This is a genomic window from Brevibacillus sp. HB1.2 (assembly GCF_013332495.1).
In the GTDB taxonomy this organism is placed as follows: Bacteria; Bacillota; Bacilli; order Brevibacillales; family Brevibacillaceae; genus Brevibacillus; species Brevibacillus porteri.
Genome location: NZ_JABMIU010000046.1, coordinates 1 through 494, shown reverse-complemented (window position 1 = coordinate 494; position 494 = coordinate 1). Strand labels below are relative to the sequence as shown.

Here is a 494-nt window from a genome sequence, read left to right as displayed (position 1 = left end):
TAAATCCTTCAACGTTCCTCGGTAGCTCAGTTGGTAGAGCAATCGGCTGTTAACCGATCGGTCGGCGGTTCGAGTCCGTCCCGAGGAGCCATATATACGGAGAGTTACCCAAGAGGCCGAAGGGGACGGTTTGCTAAACCGTTAGTATGCGCAAGCGTAGCGAGGGTTCGAATCCCTCACTCTCCGCCATATGTTTTAATCTTATAGCTTCATGGCGGTGTAGCTCAGCTGGTTAGAGCGTTCGGTTCATACCCGAAAGGTCGGGGGTTCGATTCCCTCCGCCGCTACCATATTAGTTGCGGTCGTGGTGGAATTGGCAGACACACCATCTTGAGGGGGTGGCGGGGCGACCCGTGCGAGTTCGAGTCTCGCCGACCGCACCATACTTCATAATCCTGGCCCGTTGGTGAAGCGGTTTAACACAGCAGCCTTTCACGCTGTCATTCAGGGGTTCGAATCCCCTACGGGTCACCTAGCAAAATGCCCTGCAAACA

Annotated in this window: 5 tRNA genes; all 5 read left to right on the top strand. The window is 54.9% G+C overall.

The window, feature by feature from the left end:
• Nucleotides 1-15 precede the first annotated feature (15 nt).
• The 5 genes from HPY28_RS30155 (at nt 16) to HPY28_RS30135 (ending at nt 471) form a co-directional block, all read left to right on the top strand.
• Nucleotides 16-91 (top strand) — tRNA-Asn (locus HPY28_RS30155).
• A 7-nt stretch (nt 92-98) separates the two neighbouring features.
• A tRNA-Ser gene (locus HPY28_RS30150) sits at nt 99-189 on the top strand.
• Nucleotides 190-213: 24 nt separating this feature from the next.
• Nucleotides 214-290: transfer RNA gene (locus HPY28_RS30145), tRNA-Met, on the top strand.
• Nucleotides 291-298: 8 nt separating this feature from the next.
• Nucleotides 299-383, top strand: a tRNA-Leu gene (locus tag HPY28_RS30140).
• A gap of 14 nt (nt 384-397) precedes the next feature.
• Nucleotides 398-471, top strand: a tRNA-Glu gene (locus HPY28_RS30135).
• Nucleotides 472-494: the final 23 nt, after the last annotated feature.